This window comes from Microcosmobacter mediterraneus, assembly GCF_031846265.1.
Taxonomy (GTDB): Bacteria; Bacteroidota; Bacteroidia; order Flavobacteriales; family Flavobacteriaceae; genus Microcosmobacter; species Microcosmobacter mediterraneus.
The window spans coordinates 247,640-273,276 of the sequence record NZ_JAVRIA010000004.1; the positions used below are offsets into that span (position 1 = coordinate 247,640).

Annotated in this window: 16 protein-coding genes; 11 read left to right on the top strand and 5 right to left on the bottom strand. The window is 33.1% G+C overall.

The window, feature by feature from the left end:
• Positions 1–28: 28 nt before the first annotated feature.
• From RM697_RS09345 to RM697_RS09385, 9 genes are all read left to right on the top strand, one after another.
• Positions 29–7,153 (top strand): choice-of-anchor I family protein, encoded by a 7,125-nt coding sequence (locus RM697_RS09345; RefSeq protein WP_311427618.1) that lies wholly within the window; start codon positions 29–31, stop codon positions 7,151–7,153.
• 574 nt (positions 7,154–7,727) lie between these two features.
• Positions 7,728–8,180, top strand: a complete 453-nt coding sequence (locus tag RM697_RS09350; RefSeq protein ID WP_311427619.1) for a MarR family winged helix-turn-helix transcriptional regulator — start codon at positions 7,728–7,730, stop codon at positions 8,178–8,180.
• Positions 8,181–8,229: 49 nt separating this feature from the next.
• Positions 8,230–8,808, top strand: a complete 579-nt coding sequence (locus RM697_RS09355; RefSeq protein WP_311427620.1) for a TMEM175 family protein — start codon at positions 8,230–8,232, stop codon at positions 8,806–8,808.
• Position 8,809: 1 nt separating this feature from the next.
• Complete coding sequence (locus RM697_RS09360; protein ID WP_311427621.1) at positions 8,810–10,222, top strand: alginate export family protein; 1,413 nt, start codon at positions 8,810–8,812, stop codon at positions 10,220–10,222.
• 23 nt (positions 10,223–10,245) lie between these two features.
• Positions 10,246–11,529: a hypothetical protein gene (locus tag RM697_RS09365; protein ID WP_311427622.1), complete on the top strand. Its 1,284-nt coding sequence runs from the start codon at positions 10,246–10,248 to the stop codon at positions 11,527–11,529.
• Between the two features lie 52 nt (positions 11,530–11,581).
• Positions 11,582–12,622 (top strand): Ig-like domain-containing domain, encoded by a 1,041-nt coding sequence (locus RM697_RS09370; protein ID WP_311427623.1) that lies wholly within the window; start codon positions 11,582–11,584, stop codon positions 12,620–12,622.
• 1,040 nt (positions 12,623–13,662) lie between these two features.
• Positions 13,663–14,439 carry a response regulator transcription factor gene (locus RM697_RS09375; RefSeq protein ID WP_311427624.1) on the top strand — a complete coding sequence of 259 codons (777 nt, stop codon included), beginning with the start codon at positions 13,663–13,665 and terminating at the stop codon, positions 14,437–14,439.
• A 107-nt stretch (positions 14,440–14,546) separates the two neighbouring features.
• A complete protein-coding gene (locus tag RM697_RS09380) occupies positions 14,547–14,993 on the top strand; it encodes a hypothetical protein (protein WP_311427625.1) in 447 nt (148 codons plus the stop codon).
• Between the two features lie 396 nt (positions 14,994–15,389).
• Positions 15,390–17,084 (top strand): DUF4403 family protein, encoded by a 1,695-nt coding sequence (locus tag RM697_RS09385; RefSeq protein ID WP_311427626.1) that lies wholly within the window; start codon positions 15,390–15,392, stop codon positions 17,082–17,084.
• Between the two features lie 476 nt (positions 17,085–17,560).
• Here RM697_RS09385 and RM697_RS09390 read toward each other — a convergent pair whose 3' ends face one another.
• On the bottom strand, positions 17,561–19,216 hold the full coding sequence (locus RM697_RS09390) for a S41 family peptidase (RefSeq protein WP_311427627.1): 1,656 nt from the start codon (positions 19,214–19,216) through the stop codon (positions 17,561–17,563).
• 152 nt (positions 19,217–19,368) lie between these two features.
• On the opposite strand from RM697_RS09390, the gene hpf reads away from it, so the two are divergent.
• Entirely contained in the window at positions 19,369–19,671 is a 303-nt protein-coding gene (gene hpf / locus RM697_RS09395) for a ribosome hibernation-promoting factor, HPF/YfiA family (protein ID WP_311427628.1), read from the top strand.
• Positions 19,672–19,755: 84 nt separating this feature from the next.
• Here hpf and RM697_RS09400 read toward each other — a convergent pair whose 3' ends face one another.
• Positions 19,756–20,448 (bottom strand): hypothetical protein, encoded by a 693-nt coding sequence (locus RM697_RS09400; RefSeq protein ID WP_311427629.1) that lies wholly within the window; start codon positions 20,446–20,448, stop codon positions 19,756–19,758.
• Positions 20,449–20,562: 114 nt separating this feature from the next.
• A complete protein-coding gene (locus RM697_RS09405; protein ID WP_311427630.1) occupies positions 20,563–22,074 on the bottom strand; it encodes a DEAD/DEAH box helicase in 1,512 nt (503 codons plus the stop codon).
• 145 nt (positions 22,075–22,219) lie between these two features.
• On the opposite strand from RM697_RS09405, the gene RM697_RS09410 reads away from it, so the two are divergent.
• Positions 22,220–22,792, top strand: a complete 573-nt coding sequence (locus tag RM697_RS09410; RefSeq protein ID WP_311427631.1) for an ExbD/TolR family protein — start codon at positions 22,220–22,222, stop codon at positions 22,790–22,792.
• On the opposite strand, the gene RM697_RS09415 is transcribed toward RM697_RS09410, so the two are convergent.
• Both RM697_RS09415 and RM697_RS09420 read right to left on the bottom strand, forming a co-directional pair.
• Positions 22,782–23,195, bottom strand: coding sequence for a 3D domain-containing protein (locus tag RM697_RS09415; RefSeq protein WP_311427632.1), 414 nt, complete (start codon positions 23,193–23,195; stop codon positions 22,782–22,784). The genes RM697_RS09410 and RM697_RS09415 overlap by 11 nt on opposite strands.
• A 379-nt stretch (positions 23,196–23,574) precedes the next feature.
• Complete coding sequence (locus tag RM697_RS09420; protein WP_311427633.1) at positions 23,575–25,575, bottom strand: alpha-ketoacid dehydrogenase subunit alpha/beta; 2,001 nt, start codon at positions 25,573–25,575, stop codon at positions 23,575–23,577.
• Positions 25,576–25,637 lie beyond the last annotated feature (62 nt).

Genomic DNA, 25,637 nt, shown 5'->3' on the forward strand with positions numbered 1-25,637 from the left:
AAAATTAATCCAACAAAAAATTAATCCAATGAAAAACTATTACTTTAGGAAAGCCAAGGCTTTATCTATGATTTTTTTTATGTTTTTTGGTGCAACTCTAATTGCCCAAAACTTTGAATTACAATTATTACATTATGCCGATGTTGACGGTAACGAGGAGAGTGCTCTTGATGCAGTAGACGAGTTCTCTGCTTTAGTAGATTATTTCCAAAACGACCCAACTTACGCTAGCAATACACTTACAGTGACCTCTGGAGACCTTATTATTCCTGGTCCTCGATTTTATGCTGCGGAGAACACAGCAGTACGTTCTTTATCAGGTAGTAATGAGCCTGGTCATTTGGATATTGCCTTTGCCAATGCTTTTGGTGTTGATGCTTCTGGTTTTGGTAACCATGAGTTTGATCAAGGACCTGGTGAACTGTTCGACGCGGCTTTTAGCAGTGAATCGTCCAATGGTGTGACCTTTCCTGGATCTAATTTTCCGTGGTTATCTACAAACATAGATTTCACAGCAGATGGAGATTTTTCTGGAGTTGTTGGTACTGATGGCGACAATGTTACCAATCTAAACAGTCAGGTTGCTAAGTATGCTATAGTAACTATAGATGGTGAGACTATTGGACTTGTTGGTGCAGTTGCACCAAGTTTCCCTGACATTACGAGTTTAGGTGATTTAACAATAACACCTGCTCCAGGTTCAAGTGTTGCACAATTAGCTGCTGAGATTCAGCCCAGCGTAGATGCACTTACAAACGCTGGAGTAAACAAAATTATTCTATTAGCTCATATGCAGTCTATTAGCATTGAGAAACAGCTTGCAACGCTTTTAGACGGTGTAGACATCATTGTGGCTGGAGGATCTAATACGAGAATGGGAGACAGCAACGATACGCTTTTTAGTAACTCATTGGTTACAGATACTTCTTTTGACGAGCCTTATCCATTTCAGGCTGCAGATGCTTCTGGTGATCCAGTACTAGTAGTTAATGTTGATGGCGATTACAAATATCTTGGACGACTTGTTGTTGAATTTGATAATAATGGTGTAATAGACCTAAATGAGTTAGACGATACGCTTAGTGGTGCTTATCCAGCAAATGAGTCGCTAGTGACTTCACTTAGTGCTATCCCAAATCCAACAGTTGTTGCGCTTAGGGATGCTGTACAAGGCGTTATTAGTGCTCAGTATAATAATATCGTTGGATTTTCGAGCGTTTATCTTGATGGGAGAAGATCACAGGTAAGAACGCAAGAAACCAATCTTGGAAATCTGACTGCAGACGCCAACCTTTGGTATGCTAATCTTCTTAATCCTGCTGCGGATGCAGGCGTGGATATTTCGCTTAAAAATGGGGGCGGACTAAGAACTGAAATCGGTTCGGCAGTGCTTCCTGGCGGTTCAAACGACCCAAATGATATTGTATTCTCTCCACCAGCTAATAATGGAGTTTCTGAAGGCCACCTTAGAGCAACACTTCGCTTTGATAATGGTCTTGTTAGGCTAACGATGACTGCTGAAGAACTGATTAGTATTATAGAGCATGGTCTTGCTGACGTGTCACCAGGTAATGAGCCTGGACGTTTTCCACAAGTAGGCGGTATGAGTTTTGTATATGATCCTAACCAGCCAGCAGGTAGCAGACTTGTTGATTTGATTGTAGATAGAGGTGATACTGACTTGAACAATGATGTTGTAATTGTGGATAATGGTGTAAATGTTGCGCCAAACGGAATAACCTTTAATATGGTAACCCTAAACTTTTTGGCAAATGGTGGCGATAGTTATCCGTTTGATCAGTTAAGTGCACCAAACCGAATAAATTATTATAGTGGTACTGGCTTCGGTGAGTCAGTAGATTTCCCTGACGGAGACCTTGTCAACGACCCAGGAAATAATGGTACTTTTAGTTATACAGGAGGAGAGCAAGATGCTATGGCAGAGTTTATGTCTACTTTTCATCCAGATAACCCTTCTGCTTATAGTATTGCGGAAACGGATGCTGATCAAGATACTAGAATTAGTATTGCTCAGAATTTCGAATTACAAATATTACATTATGCTGATGTTGATGGCAACGAGGAGAGTGCTCTTGATGCAGTAGACGAGTTCTCTGCTTTAGTAGATTATTTCCAAAACGACCCAACTTACGCTAGCAATACACTTACAGTGACCTCTGGAGACCTTATTATTCCTGGTCCTCGATTTTATGCTGCGGAGAACACAGCAGTACGTTCTTTATCAGGTAGTAATGAGCCTGGTCATTTGGATATTGCCTTTGCCAATGCTTTTGGTGTTGATGCTTCTGGTTTTGGTAACCATGAGTTTGATCAAGGACCTGGTGAACTGTTCGACGCGGCTTTTAGCAGTGAATCGTCCAATGGTGTGACCTTTCCTGGATCTAATTTTCCGTGGTTATCTACAAACATAGATTTCACAGCAGATGGAGATTTTTCTGGAGTTGTTGGTACTGATGGCGACAATGTTACCAATCTAAACAGTCAGGTTGCTAAGTATGCTATAGTAACTATAGATGGTGAGACTATTGGACTTGTTGGTGCAGTTGCACCAAGTTTCCCTGACATTACGAGTTTAGGTGATTTAACAATAACACCTGCTCCAGGTTCAAGTGTTGCACAATTAGCTGCTGAGATTCAGCCCAGCGTAGATGCACTTACAAACGCTGGAGTAAACAAAATTATTCTATTAGCTCATATGCAGTCTATTAGCATTGAGAAACAGCTTGCAACGCTTTTAGACGGTGTAGACATCATTGTGGCTGGAGGATCTAATACGAGAATGGGAGACAGCAACGATACGCTTTTTAGTAACTCATTGGTTACAGATACTTCTTTTGACGAGCCTTATCCATTTCAGGCTGCAGATGCTTCTGGTGATCCAGTACTAGTAGTTAATGTTGATGGCGATTACAAATATCTTGGACGACTTGTTGTTGAATTTGATAATAATGGTGTAATAGACCTAAATGAGTTAGACGATACGCTTAGTGGTGCTTATCCAGCAAATGAGTCGCTAGTGACTTCACTTAGTGCTATCCCAAATCCAACAGTTGTTGCGCTTAGGGATGCTGTACAAGGCGTTATTAGTGCTCAGTATAATAATATCGTTGGATTTTCGAGCGTTTATCTTGATGGGAGAAGATCACAGGTAAGAACGCAAGAAACCAATCTTGGAAATCTGACTGCAGACGCCAACCTTTGGTATGCTAATCTTCTTAATCCTGCTGCGGATGCAGGCGTGGATATTTCGCTTAAAAATGGGGGCGGACTAAGAACTGAAATCGGTTCGGCAGTGCTTCCTGGCGGTTCAAACGACCCAAATGATATTGTATTCTCTCCACCAGCTAATAATGGAGTTTCTGAAGGCCACCTTAGAGCAACACTTCGCTTTGATAATGGTCTTGTTAGGCTAACGATGACTGCTGAAGAACTGATTAGTATTATAGAGCATGGTCTTGCTGACGTGTCACCAGGTAATGAGCCTGGACGTTTTCCACAAGTAGGCGGTATGAGTTTTGTATATGATCCTAACCAGCCAGCAGGTAGCAGACTTGTTGATTTGATTGTAGATAGAGGTGATACTGACTTGAACAATGATGTTGTAATTGTGGATAATGGTGTAAATGTTGCGCCAAACGGAATAACCTTTAATATGGTAACCCTAAACTTTTTGGCAAATGGTGGCGATAGTTATCCGTTTGATCAGTTAAGTGCACCAAACCGAATAAATTATTATAGTGGTACTGGCTTCGGTGAGTCAGTAGATTTCCCTGACGGAGATCTTGTCAACGACCCAGGAAATAATGGTACTTTTAGTTATACAGGAGGAGAGCAAGATGCTATGGCAGAGTTTATGTCTACTTTTCATCCAGATAACCCTTCTGCTTATAGTATTGCGGAAACGGATGCTGATCAAGATACTAGAATTAGTATTGCTCAACCAAACCTTCAAATTACAGAAATATTTCCTGGTCAATCAGGAACAGATTTAACCGAAGATTGGTTTGAGATTCTTAATACAGGTGATGTCGCTTGGGTATCAGGTGTGGATGGCGACTTATATTATGATGATGAATCAGCTGATGCAACAACAGCAGACCTCATTCAAGGAATTACAGATATACAACCAGGAGAACGCGTCATTGTGTTGATTACAGATAATAACGCAGTAGCAATAGATGCATTCAATTTGGTGTGGAGTGAAGTAGTTGATTTAGCTGGAATTGAGATTGGTTTCACTGATGGTTCAGGTCTTGGTGGAGGTGGAGATGCTGTGACTTTATGGGAAGGAGACCCAATGACAACAGCACCTATTGCAACTGGTTCTTATCCAGATACTGGAGCTAACGACGGACAATCGTATGATTTGGAACTAGCAGAATTTAGCACAGTTGGCAATTCAAGTTTTGCTGTTGAAACTTTAGCGCTCGGAGGAAGTACTAGTGATGTTCCGAATATAGGTTCACCAGGAAATGTACCACCAGCCGCACCAAATTTAGTAATCACTGAAATATTTTCAGGTCAGGACGGCGATGATGTAACAGAAGATTGGTTTGAAATTTATAATTCTGGAACGGTTGCTTGGACTTCTGGTATAAATGACGATTTGTATTATGATGATGAATCAGCAGATGCAAGTACTGCAGATCTTATTCAAGGGATATCAGTGATACCTCCTGGTGGATATGCTATTGTATTGATTACAGAAAATACTGCTGGTGAAGTAAGTAACTTTATTACAGTATGGAGTGAAGTCCTTGACTTAACTGGAGTTGAAGTCGGATATTCTGATGGTGCTGGACTAGGCGGAGGAGGAGATGCTGTAAATATCTGGTTAGGAGATCCTACGTTATCAATGCCAATAGATACTGCTTCTTATCCTGATACAGCTGCAAATGATGGACAAACCTATGATGTTGAGCTTAGTGCATTTAGTACAGTTGGTAACTCCAATAATGCGGTTGCAACCAATGTACTTGGTGGAGATATGATGGATGTTCCTAATATTGGTTCGCCAGGAAATGCGACTGGAACTGGAACTTCAGTCGAAGTAGAATTTACTGAGGTTTACGATTCTGTCATGGAAAATGAAGGTAGCATTACGTTAACTGTTTCGGTTTCTGAAGCGCCAACAGCGAATGTTACGGTAGACGTGGATATATTTTCAGGTGGAACTGCAGCAGAAGGGGTTGACTTCACATTATCTTCAGCTCAAACGGTAACGTTTCCTTCAGGAAGTACAGATAATCAAACGATTACAATACCTATTTTAGATAATATGGATGATGGAAGCGATTTGTATTTTATGGTAAACCTTCAAAATGCTGTTGGTGCTAACATAGGAAGTGAAGATGTGTTTTCGGTATATATTTTAGATGATGATACAGTTGTTCCTTTAGAAAATGCATCTGTATTAGATGCAAATTACTTGACAAGTTATTTAGTCGATGCTAGTGGAACAGCAGAAATTACGGCTTATGATCCTAGTTCACAACGTTTGTTCGTAACCAACAGTTCTAGCATTGAAGTATTGGATTTTTCAGATCCAAGTAATATCACATCGATTACATCGATTAGCCTACCAGCCAATACAGATGGCGTACAAAGTGTTGCGGTGAGCAATGGCATTTTAGCTGCAGCGATTTCTGCAGACCCATCAACAGATCCAGGTTTTGTTATGTTTGCTGATACCGATGGTAACAATCAAGTTATTGTTAAAGTTGGTGCATTACCTGATATGATTACGTTTACACCAGATGGTACGAAATTATTATCGGCTAATGAAGGCGAGCCAAATAGTGATTATTCTATCGATCCAGAAGGAAGTGTTTCTATCATAGATGTAACTGGAGGTTTAGCAGATATTGATCAGAGTGATGTTACTACTTTGAACTTTAATGCTTTTGATTCTCAGTTGGCAACGTTATTAGCAGATGGCGTTCGAATTTTTGGACCTGGAGCTTCTGTATCTCAAGATTTGGAACCAGAATATATTGCAGTTTCAGATGACAACCAAATGGCTTATGTAGCACTTCAGGAAAATAATGCTATGGCTACAGTAGATCTCACTACAAACACTATTGTAAGTGTGTCTTCTTTTGGTTTGAAGGATCACAGTATGGTAAACAATTCATTGGACACAAGCGATGAAACAGATTTTGTGTTTAATGCCTCTTGGCCTATCTATGGAATGTACATGCCAGATGGGATTGACTATTTCAATATTGGAGGAACAGGTTACGTGATTACTGCTAATGAAGGAGATGCCAGAGAATACAATGGTTTTGAAGAAGAACGCAAATTGGACGATAGCGACTACGTATTAGATCCAAGTGTTTTTAGTAATGCAGATGTCTTAGCTCTTGAGACTAATCTTGGAGATATCAATATAAGTAATGCATCAGGAAATTTAGATGGAGATGCTGAGTTTGAGGAAATCCATGTTTATGGAAGTCGATCGTTTAGCATTTTTAATGCAAACACAGGTGATATCGTTTCAGATAGTGGTAATGATTTTGAAGTGATTACAGCTGCGCACCCAGTTTATGGAGCAATTTTCAATGCCAGTAATAGTAATAACAGTTTTAAAAACAGAAGTGATAATAAAGGCCCAGAACCTGAAGCTGTTATTGTTGAAGAGATAAATGGTGCGTATTATGCATTTGTATTATTAGAACGAATAGGAGGTGTGATGATTTATGATGTTACCCAGCCTAATGCACCAGTATTTATTCAGTATCTTAATAGTAGAAATGCTATTGCAGGAGCTGAAGAGGATGGAGATTTAGGTCCAGAAGGCATTGTATTCGTTAATGAGAATGACAGTCCAATAGGAACAGCACTTATAGTTGTGTCTAATGAAGTGAGTGCCACTCTGTCAATCTATTCTTTAGATAATGTGACTTTAGGTTTAGAAGAATTCAATTATAACAACAACTTTAGTATGTTTCCTAATCCAGCAAATACCATAGTGAATTTTAGTAAAGCAGATGATTATGAGCTTTATGATTTATCAGGACGTCTGGTAAAGCAGGTTAAGGATTCAATATTTATAAATGTTGAAAGTTTAACGGCAGGAATGTATGTGATTACTAACTCCAAAGGATTATCCAAAAAATTAATAGTAAAATAAAACTCCAATTTTATAAGATTAAGCCTCATCAATTGATGAGGCTTTTTTTATCACTTTTATTTTTTAAAATTCTAATACTAAGCATGAGTTTGTTCAAAAACGATCCTTTACAAATTATAGTTATTATTATTAGAACTTCTTATTGTTTAATATTCAAAAATCCGCTAATATTATTAAATGTACTATAATGTTCTGCGTTATGTAACTTGAGCTTTATTCGCCTAATTTCTATTTTAAGCTAAGGTGTTCATGAATCTTCGATTTGGTAAAAAGCAGGGCAGAGCGTTAAGAAATAGTCCAGTGGACTATTTTAGCGAATGTGCCAGCTGGCGCTTTGGCAATACCACAGTTTCTTGAAAAAATTTATTCTCAAAAGTTTCTTTTGCGATGTTAATGAAATCGAGTTTACGAGATTCACGAGCACCTATTTATTAAAATAGAGTGGGCGAGTAAACACTTATTATGCGACGACATTGGAGGGAAGCACAAAGTGTGTGAAATGGAAAAAATTTAAAAATATTTTTTTGTTACAAAAAAACTAGCTACTTTTGTTGTTGTAAACAACTATTGTTTAATGAATACCGATGAATATTTTTCTAATGAATCCAAAAATTGGCATGCGAGAGCTTATTTTAAGTTCTTGAAATTGAGTGGCCAAGTGGATGTTAAATTGAAGAAGACTTTAAACTCTTATGGAATTACACATGCACAATTAAATGTTTTAAATCAATTAGTTAGAAATCATCCTACATCAATGGATGCAAAAACATTAAAAGATAAATTAATTGTTCCTAGTCCAGATTTAACACGCTTACTAGATAGATTAGTAAAAAAAGGATTTGTTTCTAGAATTACTTGCCCTGATAATAGAAGGAAATTAGATATTAATGTTACTGATAATGGCATTAAGGCATTTTTTGAAATACATACTGCTGCTAAGTCTTCAGTTAATGATTATTTTGAAACTAATATTTCTAAAGAAGATGCCAAAGAATTCTTTAGAATACTTAACAAAGTAGAAATTTAAATTTTTTTATATAAATAGTTGTTAACAACAACAATAGTTTAAAACAGTAATGAAAACAAATAGACTCGAAGCATTTAGTGATGGTGTATTAGCCATAATAATTACCATAATGGTATTAGAACTAAAAACACCTGAAGAGGTAACAATTGAAGCTTTAGTTCCTTTATTACCTGTATTCGTAAGTTATTTTATAAGCTTTATTTACCTCGGAATTTATTGGAATAACCATCATCATCTCTTTCAAATTACAGAAAAAGTAAACGGTAAGGTGCTTTGGGCAAATCTTAATTTATTATTCTGGCTGTCACTAATTCCGTTTGCCACATCTTGGGTAGGAGAGAATCATTTAGAATCAGGACCAGTAGCTTTTTACGGTTTTATATTACTTATGGCTTCTATAGCTTATTTCATTCTTCAAACCGTAATTATAAAACACCATAAAGAAGACTTTATTTTGCGCAAAGCCATTGGTAAAGATTTCAAGGGTAAGCTATCTACAGCTTTATATATCATAGGATTAGCAGTAAGCTTTATTAATTCATGGGCAGCGATTGCTTGTTATATCATAGTAGCAATTTTATGGATTGTACCAGATAAGCGCATAGAGCAACATATAAATGAAGCGTAATATGAGACATATAATTATAATAGTTTCAATTTTTCTAATTACACCTATGCTAAATGCACAGGAAATTGAGCTTAAAAAGAAAGAACTACCTATATACAGTTTATTTAGGGCTACAGAAAATTATGAATACCTAAAAGGTGATAATAATGCTTTTGAAAGTGATGTCTTTGATCCTATTAAGTTCATTCCATTGAATGAAAAGGAAGATATCTACCTTTCTTTTGGAGGCCAAATTAGACCAAGATTCGAACATTATTCTAATCGATTTTGGGAAGAAACAGTAGACCAGGATTTTTATTCACAGCGATTGGCTTTTCATACAGATTTACATTTAGGAAAAAACTTTAGAGTTTATACCGAGTTATATCATGGCTATACAAGTCACGAACGTGAATTTGTAGAAAATGACGAAATAGATATACACCAAGCATTCCTGCAAATTGACATTCCGTTTCAATCAGAATCAAGTCTATCATTCATTCTTGGAAGACAAGAGTTGGCGTATGGTTCAGCAAGATTAGTTGGTTTTAGAGAAGGCCCAAATATTAGACGAACTTTTGATGCTACAAGAGCAGTTTTTAAATCAGGTAAAACTAATATTCAAGCATTTTACACTAGAGAAGTAAGTCCAACCATATTCGCTTTTGACAATAGGTTCACATTATTTGATGGAGATGCTAACAATCCAAAATTTTGGGGAGTATATAGTCAATTCAAAATAAAAGGCTTTAACGGAATGAATGAGCTCTATTATTTGGGCTTTGAAAATCCATTTTCAGCGTTCAGTGATGTTTCAGGAAAAGAAAACAGACATTCTATTGGTTTGAGACGATTTGGGCAAATAGGTAAGCGTTTCACCTACAATACAGAAATCATATATCAATTTGGTGAGATTAATAATACGACTATTAGCGCTTTTAATCTTGAAGGAGATTGGCATTATAAACTTATCAATACAGCTTGGTTATGGAATCCAGGATTGAAATTAGAATATACAAGTGGTGATAAAAACTTAAATGATAACAAACTAAATACCTTTAATCCCATGTTTGTTAATCCAGCGTATTACAGTTTAGCAGCTACAATTACACCAATAAACTTAATATCAATCCATCCTTCAGTAAGTGCTACACCTACTGAAAAATTAAAGTTATATGGAGAATGGGGAATTTTTTGGAGAGCTTCAAAAAATGATGGATTATACAGACCACCAAGATTTGTAAATAGACCAGCTAATGGAATCGAGGATAGAAATTTAGGGAGTCAATTAGGGTTCAAAGCCTCTTACGAATTTAATCGTCATCTATCACTTGATTTAGATATGAGTTATTTCATCGCAGGAGATTTTCAAAAGACAAGTGGAAGCGGAGACGATATATTCCATTTCGCACCAACAATAAGTTACAAATTTTAATAACCATTAATAATTAAATAAAAATGAAAACAATAAGTAGATTATCAATTATGTTAGTTGCTTTATTATGTTTTACAAGTTGTAAAGCTCAACAAACAGCAGGACCAAATCCAAATGAAATTGTAGATACAAATTCATCGAGTATTAACAGCTTACCAGGAGCATCAGTAATGGCTTTCGGTCCCAATAATGTTTTATTTGTTGGAGATAGTAAAGCAGGAATGCTATATGCAATAGAAACTTCAGCAACGGAAGTGAAAGACCCAATACCTTTTAATTTAAAAGGCGTCGATAAACAAATCGCGAAAGCTTTAGGTGCGCCATCATCAGAGTTAATTTTTAACGATATGCAAGTTCATCCTGTAAGTCAAGAAGCATATATCGCTGTTAAAAGAGGTTTTGCACCAGATGCTTTATCAGTTATAGTTGCCGTAAATCCAGTAGATGGAAATGTTCGTTTAGTCGATATCAGCAAAAAAACAGCAATAAAAGTTAAGAACATTAGAACTGAAGATTTTGACTTATATGGAAGACCATCAAATCGATTAAACATTACTGATATAGATTATAATGATGGTTATGTGTATGTAGCTGGTTTAACTAATGGAGAATTTGCATCTACTTTACGTAAGATTGCATATCCTTTTTCTAATGTGCAAGAAGCAGTTTCAGGATTAGAAATGTATCATGCTGTTCATACTCAAAATGAAACAAGAGCACCAATTAGAACTATGGCTTTTGAAGAAATCAATGGCGAATCTACATTATTAGCAGCTTACACCTGTACACCATTAGTTAGCATTCCAACTTCAGAAATTAAAGAAGGAAATCACATTAAAGCTAAAACTGTCGCAGAGCTTGGATTTGGAAACACACCAATAGATATGATAACATTTACTGCTCAAGAAATGGATGGCAGCTTCGATAAAAAGCTTTTAATTATTCATAAAGAACGTAGTGCCAGCTTAATATCCTTAAAAGATTTTGCTGAAGCTAATAAAGGTGAAGGTTTAAAAGGGTTTTCAATGGGACCTGAAGGAGTTAAAATATTTCCTGTGCCAATGTCAGGAACGATGCAAGTTTCAGAGCAAAACCAAATGATGCTGGCTGTATTACAACGCGATATAGATTCAGGAAGTGTTAATTTATTATCGGAATTAAAAGGCGCTTATTTTAGATTAAGCAATTTTGATAGTGAATATGAATTTCCAGATTACAAGTATACCGAAGGTGGAAAAATTTGGAAAGATTTTCACAATATGGTAAAACCAATTGAAGGCTTTCCAGAGTTAGTAAAAGAAAATTAATACTAAAAAGAGTAGGTGAGTAGTATCATCTACTCTTTATTTCAATACAATTATGAGAGTTCATTTAACTATACTATTACTATTTGTAAGCTTACAATTATTTGCTAATGATTTTCAAATAGTAGTAAACGAGCAGAAAGTTACTTTTTATGATGCTTCAATTACTATTGAAACAGCTACTGTTTATTATTTACTAAAAAATAACAAACTAGATGAAAATAATGTGGTTCGTGGCGTATTTAAAAAGAATGTTCAAAACGTAACTTTTGTTCCAGAATTTCCTTTTTTACAAAATGTAATATATGTGCTTAAATACTCAAAAGGAGCTGTAGAATTTTCTATTCCAACTGAAAACAAAAATAAGCCCATAGTAACTCAAGTTTATCCAACATCAAATAAACTACCAGTAAATTTATTACGTATGTACATACAGTTTTCAAAACCCATGAAAACAATAAATAACCTAAAACACATAAAACTTTTTGATGCTGCAGGAGAAGAAGTAAAAGGAGTAATATTCAATAATGTCTATGAACTTTGGAATGATGCGCAAACCCAATTAACCATCATTTTTGATCCAGCACGAGTTAAAACTGGATTAATAGCCAATGAACAATTAGGAAGAGTTTTAAAACCAAATCAAACCTATCATTTGGTTATAAATAATTTACAAGATGTTTATGGCAACAGCTTAAAGGAACCTTACACAAAAACATTTAGCGTTATTAAAGAAGATATCGTTTCTCCAGATACAGATTTATGGAATATTTTACTACCAAGTCCTAATAATAAAATAGCTCTACAGGTTGATTTTGGAAACAGTATTGATATGATGTCACTATTGCATAGAATACGTATTTATAATTCAGATAATGAAATTATTAAAGTTTCAATTCACATCGGACAGGAAGAAAAATCAATAAAATTCATCCAAGAAGAAAAATGGGTAAAAGGTAATTATACATTAAAAATCAACTCAAGATTATCAGATCCATCAGGCAACAATCTTAATGGATTATTTGATCATGCAATCGGTAGCTTAAAGAATAAACAAGAGGGAAAAATTATTAGTTTGCCAATAACAATACATTAAGATTATAGACTGAAAAAGGCTTTTTTTGAGCCTCATAAAATTTTGGTTAAAACAATAGGTTAGTGCAACGACCATATTTTAGCGGTTTAGTAATATAGCTACTTAATCAATTCTATTTTACATAATATTGGTAGTACTAATTAAAAAGCTTAATAGGACGTAGGAATATAATAAGTGCTAAGAATTTTATTTTACTCACGCATTTAATTATTTGAAAAAAACTTTATAAGAGCTCGTGAATCTCGTAAAAACTCGATTTCTCAAAGTTTTAGCTCTTATGGTATGCCACGAGAATCGCGTAGAAAATAATATGTAGTAAAATATCCAAATACCTCAAAATTTTAATGATTACTAATTGGAAATTATTCGCGGATTTTTATTGTTTTAATAAAGAGCTCATGAATGCTTCGCATTTGAGTATAAAATAAATAGCAATAAGCAATTTGATATTATAAAAGCAATCAACGTTGGCAGCGGATATTTTACATAACGGCAAATTATAGATACATTTTAATTGCCCTAATGTTATTCGTTGAGAATCTCTTAAAAAATTAAAATCTTGATAATTGTACAGAATATTCAAATTTAACAAGACGTTCTATTTTACATAGTATATTATAGCTACACAATGATAAATGCAACTACGAAGCCACAATTAGCTTGTACATAATTACTATCGATATAAGTCTGAAGACACTATATCTGCAATTATGTCAAATATCGCCTAAAAGCGCTATTTCGCTAATTGTTAGAAAATGTACTATAATGTTCTGCGTTATGTAACTTGAGCTTTGGTTAAAAGCGAAAGTTGTTACTACAGTTTCTTGAAAAAATTTATTCTAAAAAGTTTCTTCTACAATGTTAATGAAACCCGAAGGGTTCACGAGCACCTATTTATTAAAATAGAGTGTGCGAGTAAACACTCTATTTGCGAAAGGGTAGAGGAGTGGAGGAAAATGTGTGTGGAATGACTTATAAATCAAATTGTTAATTTAAATAATTTAGTATATTTTAGTGAAAGAAAGGATTATGCTTCCTGTATGAGTGAAAAAACAAGAGATATATTTAAAATATTTGATGGGGCATCGCATGCTTTATCCAGAAAAGGAAGTAATGTAGATCAGACTAAGTTTAGCGATCTATTATCAAATTTGTACTCTCCAGGACCTTCCTTCCAATATATTTTTGATTTTTCAATAAGAGAAATAATTTTTACCAGTAAGAGTATAAAAGGAGTTTTGGGTGAAAATCCAAACAAATTTACGGCTGAAGCTTTTATGTCTCGAATACATCCTAATGATATAGACCACTTTTTGCATTGTCAGGAACTTGGATTCTATTTTTTATTTACCTTCATAAATAAAAATGAACTACCAAATTATAAAGTTTCCTATCAGTATAGGTATAAAGATTTTGATGGTACATACAAATTGTTTTTACACCAAGCAATTGCATCCTCATGGGATGATGATTTTAAAATGACTTCTTCAATAGCAAATCATTCAAATATTAGTCATATTACTAATGTCAACAATAATAGAGTGTCATTTATAAATATTTCCGATGGCAAATCTTACTATGGAATTAGTAATATAGAAGATTTAAATAATTATCCCGAAAATAAAAAAATAATAAGTGTTAAAGAACTTGAAGTTTTGAATCTTATCGCAGAAGGATTTAAGTCAAAAGAGATTGCTCATTATTTAAACATTTCCATTAATACAGTTACAACACATAGACGTAATATCTTACAAAAAACCAACTTTAGTACAATTCCACAAGCTATAACTTTCTTTGTTCGAGAAGGTTTAATCTAAAATATCGCTAAATAACAAGAGAAAATACTCAGTTTTGGGTATTTTTTTGCTTTCAAAATCTTCATAAATTTATTCTAATAACATTAGTATAATAAAATAAACTAATTATGAGTAAGATTTATAGTTTTCCGCCAAATTCAACCACAATAGAATTATGGGCTGATCAAACATTCAGAAGAGCAAAAAGAGTAGTTACTGGTCATTATGGTTCACATGTTATACATAATAGAGATGAATATCTACACGCAAATTGGGCCATTTACGCATTCAGGATTCCGAAAGATGGTGAATATTGGATTCGCATACAATATGCATGTGATGGACCTCCTCATGGACCAAGACCTGTAAACATCAGTTCAGATTATAATGGCTTTAATGTAATAAATGCTAATGCACTAGCAACGTCCACTGGTGGTTATAGTACAAAATATCAAAAATGGGAAACTGTTGGTACAGCCAGATATCTTGAAGGGGTTAGAACTTTAAGAATCCATAGAAGTAGACCATTTCCACACATCAGAAAAATAATTATAGAATACAAAAACCATCTATAAATTTTTTCTTCTCAAAATGTTTCTCTACGATGTTAATGAACTGCGAAGCAATCACGAGCTACTATTTATTAAAATAGAGTGGGCGAGTAAATACTCTTTTTACGAAATCGAGGAACGAAGATTCATGAATACTTATTTATAAAAATAGAAACGAATGAATAAATGACGATAGGAGAGTAGTGGAATGTGTGTGGAATGAAATACTCTGGTATAATAGCATGATTTTTTGTTGTAGTTTGTTTCTTGTTAAATTTAGTGTATATTTAATTTCTCCTAATTATTAGCAATAATAGCATATTTATTAGTCATCCATATTGTTTGGCTTAATTTTGTCATAAGCCATATTGTATTGATTGCTATAAAACTCCAAGTATTACTAACTTAATAAATTTAAATATGAAAAATTTCATTTCAAAATTGTTTCTTGTTTCATTCTTACTAATAATTGTAGGGTGTGAAAATATTAGTGAATTAAATAAAAAACCTATTAGAGAAGGACAATTATTTGATTATGAAGCTCCAGAAAGCATTATTGGAGCAAGTTTTAATCTAAGTTTGGATGAAGTTGAAAAAGTAATTAACGAGTATTTTTCAGAGCCAATAACGGAAGATTTTAATGGTGAATTTAGTGAAACTTATACGCTTAAAACTGGAGATCCTTTTTATCAACCAAACAAATGGAGTAAAACTAAAGACCCTCTTTATCAACCAAGCAAATGGATTGAGAAATGTGTAACTATTTTTGGAAAAAAGCATTGTGTTAAAACAAAAAACCCAACATATCATCCTAATAAATGGATAAAAACAAAAAATCCTTCATATCATCCTAACCAATGGATTTATACTAGTGCTAGTGTAAATATTGGATATAAAGGAAAATATAAAATTGTCTTGAGTGATCGAGTAACTTTTGAAAATTTAGATGAGAATAAATTAAAAATAGACGTTCCTTTATCTATTGATGGGAGTGCCGGATTTAAAGGAGAATTAGCAAAAATTGGTTTGCTTGAAAAGAAAAATTTTGATGCTGATGTAACATTTTCTTTTGTAATTGATGTTTCTTTTAATAGTGATTGGTGTCCAGATGTTAAAGTGGTTTCGGATATAAATTGGTTAAAAGGTCCGCGGATTGAGATAATTGGTGATACTTGGTTGGACTTTAATTTAGTTGCCAAAATAGCTACTATTGGAATAGAACCAGAAGTAGAGAAGGCTTTAAATGATGTTATAGATTGTGAGTCAATCAAAAATCAACTTTCAAAAATACTGATTCCTTCATCAATTCCTGTAACTGAAGAACATGGAGGACTTTCGTTAAATATCAAGCCAATTGAGATTTACGAGCCAATTATCAGTTATCAAAATCGAGATATGAATTTATTGGTGGGTTCTAAATTAGCTATGGAGATTGGAAAAAGTGATCATGAACAGGAAGACTGGTCACTTCCAGAATTAACAAAATCGCCAAAAATCGAAAATATTATAGATGTTAACCTACCAATCTTTGTTGAATATGAGGAACTTGAAAAAGCTATTAACTCAAAACGCACTGAATTAGAAACTGAGTTAAATTTAGCATTAGATAATTCTGATATTGTTGAGAAAATTGAATTAAATAATTTTGAAATCTACCCAAGTAATGACCAAATAGTAATAGGAATTGATTTTGAAATAGATACGAATTTTTTTCCTGGACCAAAAGGACAAATATATCTTACTTCAAAACCAGCTATTTCAAAAAAACATGTTCTTTCTTTAACTGATGTTACTTTGAACGCTACTTTGGAAAATTCTTCTTATGAAATTATGCTGGGTATAATGAAAGAGTTTTTTGAATCAAAGATAGAAGAGTCATCAGTTGTTGACCTTTCTTCAAAAATTGCAAATGGCTCAGCAGAAACTATGATTAAAATCCAAAATCAGCTTAACGAAATTAATGAACTTAAAATTACTATTCTAGATCCTGTTTTGGATTTGAGCGATGATATATCTAATCATGAGAATTATCTCATTAAAAATGTGAGACTAAGAAGTGGTTTTAATGCAAAAGTCAATTTGCTAAATATTAATAAAGATTTATTATCTGAATAAATCTAGTCTATTTCATTAGGTTTTATAATAATAATAACCTTATGCCAAAAGAAAATCAATCATTACCAGACTATGAATTTAGCCAAGAAGAATTATTGTTAAAACAAGAATTAATACATTCAAAAATATATATAGTTACATTTTAATTTCCTAAATGCTAATCGCTGAGAATCTCTTAAAAAATAAAATCTTGATAATTGTACAGAATATTCAAATTTAACAAGACGTTCTATTTTACATAGTATATTATAGCTACACAATGATAAATGCAACTACGAAGCCACAATTAGCTTGTACATAATTACTATCGATATTAGTCTGAAGACATTATATCTGCAATTATGTCAAATATCGCCTAAAAGCGCTATTTCGCTAATTGTTATAAAATGTACTATAATTTATATTATGTAAAATAGATAATATTTGTTACTTCATAGTTTATTACACTGTTAGGGTCATTAAGGTATTTATATACTCTACCTTTTATTAGATAACTCTTTTATTTTATTGGCAGCTATTGTTGCTAAGACATTATCTGGATCAAGCTCTATAATAGTTTTATAGGATTGTATAGCTTCCTTTATTAACTCTAACGATTCCTGTGCATTAGCTAAGCTATAATATGCACTTATAGATTTTGGATAAGTTTCTGTAACCATTTCAAAAATAAATAATGCAGATTTCCTTGCTTGTAAATCTCCACTTCCCATTAAACGATTTCCAGCTTGTAAGAACTCTTCTTCAAAATTTGAGTATTTATACTGTGGATTATTAACAATCTTTTTAGCATCTCGCTTTACCTCTTCAAATTTACCTTCGGTAAATAACTGCGTTAAATGTGCCATAGGATCTAAAATAAAATCAGAATCTTTATAATTTAAAACTGCTTCTAAAATGGGATCGTTATTGTTTTGGTACGATTTAAAATCTAGTTCTACTGCTATATGCGGAATTGTCCATTCCTTATTTTCCCATTGCGGTTTATCTTGCCACCATGCAAAAGATAAATACACTGCTAATTTAGAGCTTGGTAGTACTACCTTGCGCGTATCGCCATAAAAATTAAGGTTTTCTGCAGAAGGTTCACCAACAAAAATAACATTGGTATAATTACTAAATTCATTAATTAGATTTTGGCATGCCGAAAATGTTCGTCGGCCAATTATCACAAAGAGCTTTCCCTTTTTATTAAATTTTGATCCTATAAGACCAGTAATTATGGGTTTGTTTAGGTAATTGTTACCACCACCATTGAGCCTTACATCTAGTACCAATTTTTCTACATCATTAAGGTCTGCAAAGTCAAAAACCGATTTATAAAAGGATTTAGTATCTATAGTTTTATCATTAGCAATCCGACTATGCCTAACATAGAGTGTTTTAGTAGCTTGTAAATGAGTAAAATAATACACTTTGTCTAATTGTTCTAAATACAAGGGTTTCTCACCTTCTTGTCTTATGCTTTTCCAGTTCTCATCAGCTTTAGTAAAGCTGTACTCCACGGAATAATTATCATACGATATAGGTAACAAAGTTTCAGTAATTAGCTTGCCGTTTTTTTCTACAGTAATAGTAATATTAGTTTTGTAAACCTTTATTACGCCTTGCGCAAAAAGAACATTTGGTAGTAAAGCATATCGCAATCCATAAGCTTTAAAGAAACTATCATTCTCTGCAGGTACAACAGGTCTTATGAGGTCTAAAACTTCTGCTATAGCCATATTTTCAATGCTAATAAGCTTCCCTCCTATGATAGATTGATAGTCTTTATGAGCGCCTTCAATATAAATACCATCGGAAAACTCATAAATATTAATGGGCAGTATTCCATCATCTGCTAATGCTCCAAATGGCAATTGCGTATGACCATATTCAAATAAAGACACGATTCTTGAGAACGCAACTGGTATTTCTTCTGGTTGCAAATTTGGAATTGCCTTGTACAACGCTTCTATTTCATCATTAAACTTAGCAGAAGTTACTTTTTTGAATAGGAAAGGATAATTGTCGTTAACTGTATGCTGCAAGTATTTTAAATCGTTTTGCCATTGTTCTGAAGAGATTTGCTCTTGAGAAAGCGTTATATTTTGGATAAGAAAAAAAACAATTATACTTATTAATTTTGTACGCATAATAATATAATTAGCTTGAGAAATTTTGTTGTATTAAAGTTATGATTTTATTGGTAAAGCACCATAAAATGATGAGAATGTGTTAATATGATATTAATCATTTAATAAAGCTTCAATTCTGTAGTATATTTATATAACTAAATATAACAATTATGACTGTAAATTTTGAGTATCATAAAATTGCTTCTAGTGATCGATTGGAAGATTTCACAAAGAAAAAACTAGCAAAGCTTTTTGATCATAATCCTTTTATAATAAAGGCTACTGTATATTTTAAATCTGAAAATACTGAATCTAGAGATTCAGGAATGATCTGTGGCATACAGCTTAGTGTGCCTGGTCCTCTTATTTTTACAGAATCGTCTAAATCTACATTTGAAGACGCTATACAACAATCCATAAAAGAGCTTAAACGACAATTAGAACGTAGAAAAGATAAGATGAAAACCCATTAGAAGAGTTTTACACTAAAACATCTGAATTAAAATCAAGGCAATTAGTTAATATCTAATTGCTTTTTTTGTATTAGTAGTATTGTATTAATCGGAAGTTGGCTTCTGATTTCTAAAAATAACTGTTGCTTTTTGGCCAGTCATTAAAGCCCATTCTTTAGAGGAAATGAGTTTTCCGTTATCGTCATATACTTCAAAATACGCTGTATTAGCACCTTGCGATCCTTGGTTTAAAGCTTTAAAATCTAAAACATTTTCACCATCAACTAAGTCGATTTTTACTCTTCTAAAATTGTTAGATAATCGTATTCTAGGTATAACGGTATTTTCATTTAATAATATTTTGATGTAGTCGCCATCCTCAGCACCATAATCTCTGCAAATAATATTTACAAACTCTACCTTAACATCATATTCACCCAAAAATTGGTCAGATAAGGTGTGAACAATAGCCTCAACATCAGCGGTTTGCTTATCTAAATTTTTCTGAAATAACTCCCCAGAATGCTTTAGTCTGTTACTATCAAACATTGAAAACTCTTTCTTATTCTTATTAAAGTCTATTGTAGTTTTCTTAAAATTGATATTATCTATTTTGTTAACACCAACCTTCCCTCCTGTTTTGTCTTTAACTTCTTTTTTTAGGTCTGATTTTGTAGAGTCTTTCTTTTCTTTAACTTCTCTTGCAGGTATACGAATAGACTTCTTCTTTTTGCTATCTATTTGTGCAAAAAGTCCAAGACTTAAGAAAAGAAAACATAGAGTGATTGTAAATCTCATAGCAATCAATGACTTATAATCATATTAAAGATACAATTTTTGTCGTAATGAATTCAAAAACCATACCTAAATCAAAGAAAACGTATTTTTTATTGCATTGGTTTAAACAAAACGTTAAAACTTACCATTAAAACTAACACGCAGTTTTCTGTTGTATTCTTCAAATAACCAATCTCTGTAGTTTTGCGTGCTGTTCATTATGCAATATGAGTATTGCTTTACACGATAGTAGATTTCGTCTCTTAACAATTTTGCTAAAGCTCTTGCTTCATAGACATCTTCACTATTTTCAATACAGATAATAGAATGTTGAGCTATAGAACGCTCAATGGTTTTCATTGATTTTTGACCAGATTTTATAACTTCCTTATAATTTTCTCTTACATCAAACTCTAAAGATTCTGATTTTTTAAATTTCTCTTTTAAAGCTGGTGGCATTACATAAACAAAATCACGTTCTATGGATTCGTCATCTCTAAGATTCTCTAAATACATATCTGGATATTTAAAGATATGTTGCCAATCAACATGCTGATTCCAAGGTCCGAAGCGCGCAAAATTGTTACCTAGATCTAAAACTTTGAATTTTGATTTATTATCCAAAATCCTAGAACCACGACCAATCATCTGAAAATATAATGTCAGAGATCTTGTTGCTCTATTGAGGATAATAGTTTCTACAGTAGGTTCATCAAAACCAGTGGTAAGTATGCTTACTGAGGTTAAAATACCATCAGGTGTGTTTTTAAACCAATTTAAAATATCTTTTCGCTCTTGTTTAGAGGCTGTGTTATCCAAATGCCTAATGTTGTAACCAGCTTTATCAAAAGAATAAAAAACTTCTTTAGAGGTATGGATTCCATTATTAAAAATCAGTGTTTTTTTACCTTTACTAACCTCTTCATATGCATACATAAGTTTGCTGAGCATAAGTGAATTGGTATATAGTGCTTCTGAAGATTTTACTGTATAATCACCATTGATTCCAATTTTTAAAGTATTAAGCTCTACATCATAACTGTAAGTTTCAGCTTCAGCTAAAAATCCATTTTTAATTAGCGTAGAAATATCATCACCAACAATCAATTTATCATAATGATCGTGCATTGGCAATTTTATATTAGAGCTCAATGGTGTTGCTGTTACACCAAGAATAAAGCAATGATCAAAAAATTTAAAAAGCTTTCTAAACGAATTATAATGCGCTTCGTCAATAATCACTAATCCAATATCTTTTAATTCTAATTGGTCGTCATTAAGTCTATTGTTAAGGGTTTCTACCATAGCAACAAAACACTGATATTGGTCTTGATCTGGTAGTTCTTTTACCTTACTATTAATAACCTTATTATGCACATCGAAGCCCTCAAGCATTTTAGAGGTTTGTTTACATAGTTCTATACGATGAGTCAGAATAACAACCTTTTTTTGGTAATCTTTAATATAACGTCTAACGATTTCAGAAAACACAACAGTTTTGCCTCCTCCTGTTGGTAACTGATATAATAGATTATAGTTATGAGGTGCATTTTCTAACACATCAAAAATGCGTTTAAGATCTGCTAACTGGTAGTCGTATAATCGTTTTCTACTGTCTTGTGAAATTATAGTGGTCTGATTGCTCATTTATTCAATTGAAAAACTTTGCAAAATTAAGCTATAAACTCACTTTTTCCGACAATTGTTAACAACAATTAACAACTATACAAAGTAATTACTGGTATCGTTTTTGTGAACTATTAATTCTATTAACATTATAAATACTTTAATTATGAAAACTTCTAGACGAATTGACAGTGCTGTCAATGCTGGTTCAATGGCAGACATTGCCTTCTTATTGCTTATCTTTTTTTTGGTAACTACGACGATTTCAGCTGACAAAGGAATTCTGAGACAACTACCACCAGATTGTCCACCTAATACTATTTGTAATGCTGAAATACACGAACGAAATGTCTTAAACATCTTTATAAATAAAAATGACGAATTAATGGTAGAAGACGAATTAATTTCTATAACAGATTTGCAAGCTGTTATTGCATCTTTTATAGATAATAATGGTGATGGTACATGTAATTACTGTCAAGGGCTTTCTAAATCTGATTCATCAGATAATCCAAAGAAAGCTGTTGTGTCTCTTCAGCATGCAGAGCAAACTACTTATGGTACATTTATAGAGGTACAAGATGAAATAACTAAAGCCTATTATCAGCTTAGAGAAGATTATGCTACACAATACTTTAATAAAACTGTTGATGCACTATCAAAGGATGAACTTAAGCAAGTAAAAGAAGCATATCCTTTTATTCTTTCTGAAGCAAAAACCAGAAGGCTCACTCAATAGTTTCTGTTTTAATATTGGGAATACAATATTGAATATTCACCTTTTTTTTGCCCCAATTTTTAGCGGCTTTTACATCTGTTCCCATATAAATATCTATACGTTGTCTCCAGCGTTTATTCATTTTATCTTTTACAATGTAAAGACTATCAAAACCTTGAATTTTAACTTTGGTATTATGAACGAGACCAGAATCTAGTAAGTCTCTTGATACAGCTATGTATTTTAAACCAGGTTTTAAACTATCACCAAATGCAGTGATATGAGGATTGCTACTAGTTTGATAGGCTAAAGAGTTGTAGGCAGTTGCTGTAACCTCAATAGTTTTAGTTGAGCAATCCTCTACTCTTTTGCAACTAAACATAAGTATACTTATTAATGCTAGTAATAGTATAAGTTGTCTCATGCTTCTAAGTTACATTAAATAGTTAAAATATGTTAAATCATTACTTTGTTATGCATAGTACTGTAACATTTTTAAGATCATGTCGTCTATATAGTATACATCAATTAAAAATCAAACATTATGAGAACTTTAGACAGCAATCAAATTACAAGTAAAAACCAAGACAGTAGAATGTATTCTTGGAACAGCAAAAGACGTTTTAGATAACGATCTTTTAATCATCAATCAAAAAAACAGAACAATTATGAAGGTATTATCAAAAATAATCGATGCTTCAAACGGATTTGAAGACGATTTAGACACTATGAAGTTATGATTGTAAAAATTGAGTTAGAATTATCTTAAAAAGCCAACACCTAATCCGTGTTGGTTTTTTTATTTAATAGGTAATTAAGGTTTTGAGTTCTGTTTCAAATCTATTTTTTGCTAAGTATTGATTTTCTAACTGACCTATAAAAGGGATAGGTGTCTCAATACTAGCTACACGTATTACAGGTGCATCTAAATATTCAAAACAATGTTCCATAATATATGCTGAAATATCAGAAGCAATACCACCAAAAAGCGAGTCTTCTTGTAGAATAATAACTTTTCCAGTCTTTTTTACTGAAGCAACAATTGAGTCATAATCTAAAGGTTGTAACGATCTTAAATCAATAAGATCAGCAGAAATATTTGTATTAGCTTTTAAGGTTTCTAAAGCCCAATGTACTGGAGCGCCATAAGTAATAATACTAACGTCATCACCTTCTTTTATAATTGAGGCTTTACCTAAAGGCAATGTATAATAATCACTAGGTACATCTTGTCTAATAGTTCTGTATAATGCTTTATGCTCAAAAAACAATACAGGATTAGGATCATTAATTGCAGTGTTTAAAAGGCCTTTGGCATCATATGGAAAAGCAGGATATACTACTTTTAATCCAGGTGTTTTTGTAAACCATGCTTCATTGGTTTGTGAATGGAATGGACCAGCAGCTACGCCTGCTCCACATGGCATACGTACCACAACATCAGCATTTTGATTCCATCTGTAATGCGATTTTGCTAAATAATTTACGATAGGATTAAATCCAGAACTTACAAAATCTGCAAATTGCATTTCTACAATAGATTTTATTCCTGAGATAGATAATCCCATTCCGACTTCAACAATAGCAGATTCACAGATTGGTGTATTACGAACACGTTCTTTTCCAAATTGCTTTACAAAGCCATCAGTAATTTTAAAAACACCACCATATTCAGCAATGTCTTGTCCCATAATTACCAAATCTTTATGTCGTTTCATAGAAAGCCTAAGCGCATCTGAAATGGCGTCAATAAAACGAATTTCTTTTGCTTTTAACTTTGGCTTATGTTCCTTATAATCAAAGGGTTTATATACATCACCTAACTCAGTAGTTAAATTAGGAATAATATCGTCTTCTGCAAAGGCAGATTTTAAATTATCGTCGATTTCATTCTTAATATCTTCTGTGTATTCTAGGTGTAATTTTTCAGAAAGTATCTTTTGTTCTAACAGATATTGTTTAAAATTTTCAATTGGATCTTTTGCTTCCCATTCTTGCATCAACGCTTTAGGAACGTACTTTGTACCACTAGCCTCCTCGTGTCCGCGACGTCTAAACGTTTTAAATTCTATGAGAATTGGTCTAGGACGTTTACGTATGCTTTGTGCCAGTTTGGTAACTTTAGAGAATACTTCAACGACATTATTACCATCTAAAATAAAAGACTCTATACCATAACCTTTACCTCTATCAGCTAGATTTTTGCAATGATATTGTTCTGAAGTAGGTGTAGATAAACCATAGCCATTATTTTCAATACAAAAAATAACAGGTAATTGCCATACAGACGCCACGTTTAATGCCTCATGAAAATCACCTTCACTTGTACCTCCTTCACCAGTAAAAACTACAGTTGCTTTTTTATTTTTCTTTAATAAGTTTGCTAAAGCTATACCATCTGCAACTCCCAATTGAGGTCCCAAATGCGATATCATACCTACAATATTATAGTCTTGAGTCCCAAAATGAAATGATCGATCTCTACCCTTAGTAAAACCACTCATTTTACCTTGCCATTGGCAAAATAGTCGATGTAAAGGGATCTCTCTAGTAGTAAATACGCCAAGGTTTCTATGCATTGGCAGAATATATTCCTCTTTATCTAAAGCCATTGTAACACCTACAGATATTGCTTCTTGTCCAATACCAGAAAACCACTTGGAGATTTTTCCTTGACGTAATAATACAAGCATTTTTTCCTCGATCAATCGAGGTTTAAGCATGCTACGATACAGTTTTAAAAGCGTTTTATTACTGAGGTTTCTTTTATTGTAAGAAATAGAACGCTTAGCAGAGGTATGCATAAGTTTTTAGTATAGCAAGTTCAATATTCAAATGTAATTAAATTTTGCAATTAGCAATCTAG